The organism is Alistipes sp. Marseille-P2263 (assembly GCF_018101075.1).
GTDB lineage: Bacteria > Bacteroidota > Bacteroidia > Bacteroidales > Rikenellaceae > Alistipes > Alistipes dispar.
On sequence record NZ_JAGQEJ010000010.1, the window covers coordinates 145,243 to 155,090 of the forward strand.

The 9,848-nt window shown below is 42.2% G+C and carries 6 protein-coding genes, 1 tRNA gene and 1 pseudogene; 3 read left to right on the forward strand and 5 right to left on the reverse strand.

Annotated features, from left to right (window positions below; genetic code table 11):
- Positions 1-422: 422 nt before the first annotated feature.
- Entirely contained in the window at positions 423-728 is a 306-nt protein-coding gene (locus KB554_RS12075) for a helix-turn-helix transcriptional regulator (protein ID WP_211036321.1), read from the forward strand.
- A gap of 2 nt (positions 729-730) precedes the next feature.
- Entirely contained in the window at positions 731-1,990 is a 1,260-nt protein-coding gene (locus tag KB554_RS12080) for a HipA domain-containing protein (RefSeq protein WP_211036322.1), read from the forward strand.
- 19 nt (positions 1,991-2,009) lie between these two features.
- On the opposite strand, the gene KB554_RS12085 is transcribed toward KB554_RS12080, so the two are convergent.
- From KB554_RS12085 to KB554_RS12105, 5 genes are all read right to left on the reverse strand, one after another.
- A complete protein-coding gene (locus KB554_RS12085; RefSeq protein ID WP_211036324.1) occupies positions 2,010-3,815 on the reverse strand; it encodes a hypothetical protein in 1,806 nt (601 codons plus the stop codon).
- Complete coding sequence (locus KB554_RS12090; protein WP_211036327.1) at positions 3,812-6,328, reverse strand: ATP-binding protein; 2,517 nt, start codon at positions 6,326-6,328, stop codon at positions 3,812-3,814. Before KB554_RS12090 ends, KB554_RS12085 begins: the two co-directional genes overlap by 4 nt.
- Positions 6,329-6,332: 4 nt before the next feature.
- Positions 6,333-7,670, reverse strand: coding sequence for a hypothetical protein (locus KB554_RS12095; RefSeq protein WP_211036328.1), 1,338 nt, complete (start codon positions 7,668-7,670; stop codon positions 6,333-6,335).
- A 188-nt stretch (positions 7,671-7,858) separates the two neighbouring features.
- Entirely contained in the window at positions 7,859-8,506 is a 648-nt protein-coding gene (locus KB554_RS12100; protein ID WP_211036330.1) for an IS1 family transposase, read from the reverse strand.
- A gap of 234 nt (positions 8,507-8,740) precedes the next feature.
- Positions 8,741-8,827, reverse strand: a tRNA-Ser gene (locus KB554_RS12105).
- A gap of 303 nt (positions 8,828-9,130) precedes the next feature.
- Here KB554_RS12105 and KB554_RS12110 point away from each other — a divergent pair.
- Positions 9,131-9,848, forward strand: a pseudogene (locus tag KB554_RS12110) (hypothetical protein); the annotation flags it as partial.

Consider the following 9,848-nt stretch of genomic DNA (forward strand, 5'->3'; position numbering starts at 1 on the left):
CATCATCTGTGTACGCCCCTTGCTCCTGAGGAAAACTATCCGAAAAAGAAAGTGTGGAGCCAATTCCGCTTATCCGTCAGATGGTTGTGGAAAGACCAATAACAACGATAAACGATACGATACCCCACACTTGATAGATATGGGGGATAGGCGTAGAAAATACGCCTTGCCATATGCTAACAAGAAATGAGTGCTGTTCGTCGTCCCGTTGTTATCGAAAACTTCCACATTTTCTGACGAGGACAGTGCGAAAACACTTTCTTACTTTACGATAACATCGGAACATCGCTATGTCGGCCTGCGTTGTTGCTGAAACCCGTACGAAAAAGCTATTCGGGAGTAGTCTGTAAAATAAATCTGTATAATGCAAATTATTCTGCGCAATAATACTTATATTTGCACATAATCGTTAATGTTATTGTATGAAACGGGCATTATTGCCGAGCCAGCGGAAGACGCTTACGGCTCTGGGCGAAAATATAAAGATAGCACGCCTGCGCCGGGAACTATCCTCGGAGCAGGTGGCCGAGCGCGCCGGAATCTCCCGTAACACCCTAACCAAGATCGAGCGGGGTGAGGAGGGAGTTGCGATGGGATACTATTTCCGGGTGCTGGCTATCCTCGGCCTGGAAAAAGATTTGCTGTTCGTAGCTAAAGACGACGAGTTAGGGCGTGCCCTTCAGGATGCCAAACTTGTGGTCGGGGAACGGGTTTCTAAAAAACGGTAAACATGGTAACGCAACGCGACATATACGTATATATGGACTGTCCCGAGGATGCGGAGTCGGTCTATATGGGTGTGCTTCACAGCGAAACGATCCGGGGTAAAGAGGTCTTTTCCTATGAGAACGATCCCGCATGGCTGGCCCATCCCCGTTTCCGTGCGCTGGATCCCGACCTGTCGGCATTTACCGGGAAGCAATACCAACCTTCGGACAAGAGCAATTTCGGATTGTTCCTCGACTCCGCACCAGACCGCTGGGGACGTACGCTTATGCGCAGGCGGGAAGCTATCAATGCCCGGTCGCAGGACCGAAAACCGCGAACGCTTACCGAGGCGGATTACCTGATGGGCGTGTATGACGGAAACCGCATGGGAGCCCTGCGCTTCAAGTTCTCGAAAGAAGGGGATTTTATGGACAACGACCGGTCGCTGGCCACGCCACCCTGGGCATCGATCCGGGAACTGGAACATGCCAGCCTGCAAATAGAGCGGGAAGATCATGTCGATACGCCGGAGCATACGCGATGGATCGATATGCTCGTCGCACCCGGTTCGTCATTGGGCGGGGCAAGGCCCAAAGCTAATGTGGTAGATGAGAACGGACACCTGTGGATTGTCAAGTTCTCGAGTGCCGGAGATACGAAAGATTCCGGGGCATGGGAGATGGTCACGGCCGAGATGGCCCGCTCGTGCGGTATCGAGATGTCCGAATGCCGGGCGCAGCGGTTCGGCAGTCGGCACCACAGTTTTATGACCGAGCGTTTTGACCGGACCGATAGGGGCCGACGGATACATTTTGCTTCGGCCATGACATTGCTCGGTTATACGGACGGTGCGAGTCATACAGAAGGAGCCAGCTACCTCGAACTGGCCGAATGGATCATCGCCAACTGCGACGATACGGACCGGAACCTGGAACAGCTTTGGCGCAGGATCGTGTTCAATATCGCCGTTTCGAACTGCGACGACCATCTGCGGAACCATGGTTTCCTGCTTACGTCGCAAGGGTGGCGGCTGTCACCGGCTTACGATATGAACCCTGACGAGTACGGCACGGGACTAAAGCTCAATATATCGGAGAATGACAATTCTTTGGATTTTGACTTGGCCATGAGTGTCACGCCGTATTTCGGGCTGGAACCCGCCCGTGCGGAAGCAATACTTGCAGAGGTTAAGCGTGCTGTTTCAGGTTGGAGAAAGCTCGCTACTAAATACGGTATTCCCAAGTCTGAGCAGGATACCATGGCGAGGGCGTTTAGGTATTGAGGATTAAATATATTCTTCTTTACACAAAAGGATGTGGAAACCCCGTTCTCGAAATATAATGAGAGAACTGAGTTAATAAATCATCGGAATATGGACTCCTGTAATGTCCTATTCGTTCTATCTGCAATGTGATTTTATCAGATTCAATACTCTTGAATTTTAATTCCTGAGAATATTTAGAGAGTAATTCTTTGAGATCAATAAGCTTTTGGCATTCATTATTGCATTGTTCGCCAACGTTCTGTTTGATTCTTGTCCAATTTTTAAATCGCTCTATAATGTTCTTATGCCGGGTGACTAAATTTCGATGAAGCCCTTTGGGTAAATCTGTTGAGTTGAAATCAATTATAGCTTTTCCCTCTTTATTGAAAGAAACATTATCTAATAGTGACAAACTAAAAGTTTGAAAATCTTTTAATCGAATCGTATATAGTTTTCCTGGATTTCCTATTTCGAATTCCAAAGGAATATTTGCAGAATTTTCTAATTCAAATAGTTTTTGAATTTCTTTTTTGTATGATTTCAGTTCATCGGGGACTGGACGACCGTCTTTTTGAAACACACTTTCAACACCACTCCATACAGAAAAGAAAGGATGATTTTTAGATACACCTATGTTTTTAGTTAGAGTAAGCTTTACTAAAAAACCCGTATCATAGTCATTGTTGCCTCTCTTGCCATCAGAACGTATCGAGATATTACAAGGCTGGCATAAGAGTATATACAGAGTATTATTTATCTTAAAAATATCTCCATTTTGTAATGGCGTGTAAAGAGTGTTTATGATATTCCCATCTAAAAATCTCTCGTCTTTGATAAAACCCTTAGCTTGTTTATCAACTTCAGGATATTGATGGACAATATCCGTAGAATGAATAGTCGAAATCAAATTTATTTCGCTATTAATTCGGGAAAGTATATCTTCAGTTATTGCCCCTTTAATCTCTTTATCCAGAATTATTTGAATAAGCCTCAATGTTGTATCAATCTCCCTACAGCCTTCCTTTTGCGAACTATCGACAATGATTTGCTTATAAGCAGGCGGTTGAATATCATGGTATCTATCAATAGTTTTATTGAATGCGTCTTGAAAAATTTTTTCCGTGTGTTTTTTCAAGGATTCTATATGTTTGACCCATAATATATTTTTCAATCCCGATATAAATGGCTCATAATCTTCCATCTTTACAATAAGGCGATCCTTGGATAGAGGGTATATGTAGTAACCTGGCTGTTGTTTTATATAATCGTTTCGCTTTTTAAACTCTCCTTCAGTTCTAAATTGGTTCGATATAATGCCACAATAGGTACAATCAACGGCCCCCGGTGTTTGAAGGATATCTTCTGCATATTGAAATCCATTACGTTTATTGGAGAACTCGTAATCGAACAACAGTAACACAGATTCTTTTCTTCCTATTTTGTCCAATGCCTCTGCTTTGTAGTTGTTATTCCACTCAGAAGGAGAGCAACACGTACATTGGTTATCCATGATTTCTCTGACTAATAATGCAGGGCGAATATTTTCTGCACCTCCAATGACATATTTTTCAAGCTTTTGTTGCTTTTGCTCAGTTGTCATCCCTGACCACCAAGCTCGCACTTCAGCATCAAGATTGTCATTGCCAGCGAATCGAACATGTTCGGGGAAATCGTCGATTTGTCCATTTGCATAACATTTTTCAATAGCGATCAGAAATTTCTCAATGTGATCGTCAATTTCCACATCCTTTTGAAATTTGTCGTCAACGTAATACACTGCTTTAATATCTGTAGCAGTCAGAAGGTGATTAACTACAGTTTTGGCGTGATCAAGGTCCATCATATCAATACATTGGAGAGGTTAATAGCAAAGATATAACGTTTATTATATTCGTTCCTCCGTTGTTCTAACATAATCGAACATCCAACAGCATCAAGAAGCTGGCTGATAATAAATAGTCCCAGACCTCGCCCTTTCCCTCGTGGTTTTGTTGTGACAAATGGTTCGAACAGCGAATCTTCAACGGAATTTGCTATTCCGTAGCCGTTATCGTAAATATAAAGCCAAGGCTTGTCTATTATGATTGAAATTTGAGGAGCGTATGACGGATCTTGTTCTTTTCGGACCTTAATCCAGTATAATGAATTATTGATGATGTTGTCGATGATTTGTATCAAACGTCCTTTGTTAATTGTTATTGAGAAGTTAACCTCTGATACAACTGTATATTTAATATCGTATGCCTCAAATGAATTTTGAAAATATGGCATTTCTTCTGATTCGAAAAAATGAGTTAATTCGATTTGTTCCTTTTGTTCTTTCGTATATCGTAATGTAGGATCTATATGCTTTAATTGTACTTTCAAACCATTGATGGCTGTGTTGATATATCCCGAAAGGAGTCTTGCCTCATTCTCATTAAATTGAGAATGTGCCATTTTATTTCTAAATAGACGATTTTTATCAGAAAGGCGTTCAATAATTTGTCCCAGTTCATGAGTAATACTCTCAGAAGTAAGACCTATGGCCGCTAATTCTGAAAAATCTTGGAGTTGTTGTTCTAATACGTCTATTTTAGGCTTTATTATATCAAGGACATCTCCTAATTGTTGGGATTTTCGCAAAATTCCCTCAACGGAGACCAATAAAGTATTCGCTTTGGCAAGCAAGGTCTGAACCTCGTTAAGCAGTTCGGAAACTTCTTTGTCTTCCTCTTTAGAGAATAGAGACCCCTCTTTTTTTGTCTCATACATCCTTTGGGCTTTATCATGAATGGAGGAAATCTCTTTTTTGATAGGCTCAATAGATTCATATATTTCAACGCTTGTTTTTCCTGCGTCATTCATCAAAGAATAAGCCTCTGAAATAGTTTTTATTTTACTACTCGTTTGCTTGTTCTCCTTGATATACTCATTGTAAGTTCTACGAATCCGTTCTACAAAACTATTGCTCTCATCGACAATCCGTTTAGCTAAAACGAAGAAATTGTCAGAGTATTCGTTTTTGATAAAACCTGTTCTATCTGTTTTATCTTTCAAGTTAGAGTTCACTCCTTCACTAATCGCGAAAAATCCCACTGTATTGTCGGACCTTAGGCCATAGAATGATGATCCAGAAGTTGTGCCAGTTCTTAATCCTAGCCAATCATTATCTCCAAGACCATAAGGAAAGACCGAAAATCCATCTCGATAGATTTTTATTCCTGTCTGGCTTTTTATAAACGCTTTATATTCTGAGAAACTATTAAATATACTTTCGTCACCTTCCTTGTTGTTATTCAGAGAGAAGTCATATATATTACCATGAAACGATCCGGGGTCACATTTCTTTCCATCGAGAATCTTTAATCCTGGGACATCAGATAAAATTGACAATCTTTTTTTAAATGCGAGAATACCTCCGTCTGTTGGGATAAAACAAGTAGAATCATTCTTTTTAGCAAGAAAATAGTTGGCAAATTTTTTACCATTATCGGATTCAATGTAAACTCGATAATTATCCTTGGATTCAGCATTGTTACCTATTAATTTAGGAGCTTTGATCGTACCTGAAATTTCCAATACTTTTCCGTCAAATGTAAAAGAATAGTTTGCCAAAGAAACATTGATTAGGTCTGCAAATTCCTGTACAATATTAATAGACTCTCCGTTTACAGTCATGTACACCTGAAACGGTCGATTTTCTACAAATGGAGAGATTAATTGAGATAATTGACCTTTCAAAGCAGCTAATTCATCTCCTTCCCACGTTGAGGGGCGATGGAGATTTGTCAAAATCAATTTAGTCCCTTTGCTTTGCGATGTAGGTATTCGGTCAAAAAAAACAGGAACTTTAGAGAGCTGATCAGCCTTATCGAATTCTCTCCAGTCAAACGCTACATGCAATTTTTCTATCGAGTCATCCGTACAAGTGAAAATTTCACAACAATCAGCAAGTCTTTGGGTACTCAAACGTCCAAGGCCTTTGTCTCCCAGTGGAGTGCGCCCCAATGGAGTTTTAGGTTTGACATTATTTTCATCTGCCCTTTTCTGCGAATACGAAATAGTGAGCCAAGATTTCAGAATGACCGTTTCGTTCATGCCAAATCCGCCATCTTCGATAATAATATAACCTTTATTATTCGGGTATTTCAATTTTTCATCACCATAAGACTCTTTGGTATTGATATTAATTCTTACGTATGGTGAGTCTGCGTCATAAGCATTTTTAACTAACTCCATTAATGCTGTAATGTCATCAGGTACAAGTTCACCACCTAATTGACGTACTATATGCGGATTTATATCGAACCGGACATTGCCGGACTGAATGTCCGGGATTTCCGGTTCATGTATTATATTTATAATTTCCGCCATACCTTTAATACTGTCTTTGAAAGATTAATATCCGCTCCTTTTCCATCGTTTTTGAAGATCGATTTCTTTTCGACTGTTTCTTATTTAGAATTTCTCGTTCTACATTGAAAATCAAATCGACTCCCTTGTTCCTCATCAAGTCAATTAATATTTTATCGTTGGGGATTTCTCTTTTGTTTACATTGCGATTCCCAATAGTCCAAACATAAAATGCTTTCTCTTTCATGGAGCGAACAATGACATCCAATGACTTTTCAAAATCCTGGATGAAACTAATGGTCTTGTTATAAAGAGGACGTTCCTGGTAAGGAAGATTATCGTAGAATTCTTTTAGAGATGGAATATTATTAAGAATCTCTGATAATTTTTTTGTAAGTCCTTTTGAATCTATCCGTCCTCCTAAACTTTGCCGATCAATTTCTTGTGTTGATCTCAAATAATCATAATCAATCGAAAAGTCTAAGTCCGATGAGTCGATCCATTGCAATTGCAGATAAGAATGTTGACCATATGTTACAGTAGTATGATTATCACCATATGGAGGAGAAGAAACCAAAAGGTCAAATTTCAAGTCTGAATGAATCTTTTCAGCGGTATTACCCCAACAAATTGTATTTGGTTTTATGTATATATTATTTTGTAGTAGTTTGCTATTATCTAATTTGTTTCGGAATAAAGTTATATCCAATATACCTCTTTTGCATAGGGTTTCGAAGTCTGAAATAACATTTACAGTACGCTTTGAAATATCTTCCTCTGCGCGTCTGTGAAGTTTAAATGTAGATGTTCTATCATTACTATCGATACGTATAACTTCAGACATTATCACCCAAAATAGTTTTCGAATATCCTTGTTATTTACATTTTGAATATTTCTGCGAATTTTGGATAGGTCTATCTGAACTTGTTTTGTAAACCATTTATCAATGCCTGGAAAATTAACATTAATAGAATCGGATGAGTCTGCTTTAATGCGAGACATTAGCTCCTCCAGAGTATTTGTTATTAATTCTATATCGAAAGAAGAAATTTTAGCTTGAGCTATTAATACAGCTAAAGGGTTTATATCCTGTCCATAAATACCTAATCCATATTCCATACAAGACATTAACGAAGTTGCAGATCCCATATAGGGATCAATTGCCATTGCATTTATGGGCAGGTCTCCTGAAATAGCTTCTATAATCAAACTTTGAGTAACAGGAACCATCATGGCAGGATATAGGAAGAGACGGTGTAAATTATCGGCTCTTTTTGCGGTCATTCCATTTAAATCACCATAATCCTGCACCCATTTAAGGCGCCTCATTAAATCCGATTGTTGGTATGCGGTACCATTCATGGTTCTATATGTTAAAATTCATTTCCCCATGCAAATATAATAAAAGTTATCTTCTTTGAAAATCTTGCATTGGGTAACAAAAGGTACAGATTAAATTAAGAGAGGGTTATTAATTGATAATTGAAAGATTTCATCGGTTTGCTATTACCTTATTTACTTGTTGAGGAACACACTCTCTAAATCGCTCATTATCCCCAGAAATAAATCTTTAACACCGCATAAAGCATGATTGCTTTCCGACTGAAACAGATTGTGCGACGGGCCAGGCGCTTGATATGTGTGCGGATGGTCAGGTTATGACGTTCGATATGGTTGGTGCCGCGGTGAGCAGTCCTATGGATTTCCGGTGAGATGAGTGTTTTATATTGCCGGAGTTTATCCGTATAGATCAATATGGCATTGGCCAGTTTGTCGGTAACCTTACTCAGCGTTTCATTGGTGCGAGGGCCGACAGAGAAACATACCACCGAGCTGTCTATGCGATTTAGGGCGTATGCCACCCAGATATGATCTTTTTTACGGCCGACAAAGGTTTTGATCTCATCGACTTCATACTCTGCATTGGCTGTTACATGCGGAGCAGTTATATCTTTGGAGATGGAAATGATTCTTCTAATGAGGGTAGTCGTCGATATTTCCAGTAACCTTGCGATGCCTCTGATCCCTACGCCCTCTTTGATATATTCCGAGATCGTCCGGTTTAATTCCGGGATATAGGCTTGGTAAGAATAATCCGCCTGTTGTTTCCTATGGCAGAGTTTGCATTTATAGCGTTGTTTCCCGTTCTCTTGATAGCCATTTTTGATACAAGTTCCTCCGCAAAATTTGCAAGTCATTTTTTTTCGTGCCCTAATCTGATACATGAAGGTTCCTATCCGGAACCTTCGGCCGATTTTCAGCCGATTTGAGGGCGCAAAAATACAAAAGACGACCCGAAAGTCGTCTTCTTTATTATGTTTTTCTTTAAGCCCTTATAATGATTTTCAGTTAGTTGCAGTTCTGTGCCCTAATCTGATACATTACCAAAAAGGGTGTAAATCTTGCAAATGCCTGATTTACACCCTTTATTGCGGAGAGAGAGGGATTCGAACCCCCGGTACAGTTGCCCGTACACCGCATTTCGAGTGCGGCCCGATCGACCACTCCGGCATCTCTCCTTGAAGATCGTTCCCCGAAACCATCGTTTTGGGACTGCAAATATAGACATATTTTTTATATCCGCGCATTTTCGGACGGAAAAAATTGCGTCCGAGCGAAAAAAAAGCTCCGGACGGGGGCGTTTGCCCTCCCCGGGTTGCTTCCGGTTCCGGAATAATTCCTATCTTTGTCCCGAAAGGACCGCCTGCCGGGAGCAGTATTTCGCCGCCGGGAGCGTTTATTGAACAGGGGAGCGACAGGAATACTAAAACCGGTACGGTTTTCGTTCTCTCCGAAAGAACCCACGCAAATCGAAGTGTGTTATGAAAACGTTGAATCTTTGGATCGGGGCCTTCCTGGCGGCCGCGGGGCTTGCGGGCTGTTCGTCGGCCTATTACGCCTCTTCGGGATACGCCTCCGACGACCTCTATGCCCTGCACGACCGGACGCAGATCGCCCGTAAGCAGCAGGCGCAGGCCGAGGCGCGCAAGGCCGCGGCCGAAGCGCGCCGCGCCGAATGGGAGGCCCGGCTGGCCGAAGCCGAGGCCGCAGCCGCCGAAAACGGATATTACGAATACGACGCCAATCCCTACCGGAGCGTGCTGGCCGACGATTACGAGAGCGCCTATGCCCGCCGGCTGCGCGGCTTCGAGTCGCCGTCGTACAACATGCCCTCGAGCTATATCAACGCCCGTTACAGCCGGGCGTTCGACTACGTTTCCGCCTACGATCCGGCCTTCTATAACGTGATCGTGATGGGCGACGAGGTGTGGGTCGAGCCCAAATACATTACCTCCATGTTCGGTACGTGGGGGCGGCCCGTCGTCTTCCTCGATCCGTGGTATTACGGCTGGAGTACGCCCGGACTGTCCTTCTCGATCGGCAGTTGGGGCTGGAGTTTCGGCTGGAACTCGTGGTACAGTCCCTGGTACAGCCCGTGGCACGGTCCGTGGTACGGCTCCTGGTACAATCCGTGGTGGGGGCCGTCGTGGGGCTGGGGTCCCGGCTGGCACGGCCACCCGCACTGGGGCGGCTGGGGCC

Excerpts from the sequence above, each read along its gene's own strand:
- KB554_RS12085 (WP_211036324.1), bottom strand. The coding sequence starts at position 3,815 with ATGATGGACCTTGATCACGCCAAAACTGTAGTTAATCACCTTCTGACT.
- KB554_RS12090 (WP_211036327.1), bottom strand. The coding sequence starts at position 6,328 with ATGGCGGAAATTATAAATATAATACATGAACCGGAAATCCCGGACATT.
- KB554_RS12100 (WP_211036330.1), bottom strand. The coding sequence starts at position 8,506 with ATGACTTGCAAATTTTGCGGAGGAACTTGTATCAAAAATGGCTATCAA.
- KB554_RS12080 (WP_211036322.1), top strand. The coding sequence starts at position 731 with ATGGTAACGCAACGCGACATATACGTATATATGGACTGTCCCGAGGAT.
- KB554_RS12075 (WP_211036321.1), top strand. The coding sequence starts at position 423 with ATGAAACGGGCATTATTGCCGAGCCAGCGGAAGACGCTTACGGCTCTG.
- KB554_RS12095 (WP_211036328.1), bottom strand. The coding sequence starts at position 7,670 with ATGAATGGTACCGCATACCAACAATCGGATTTAATGAGGCGCCTTAAA.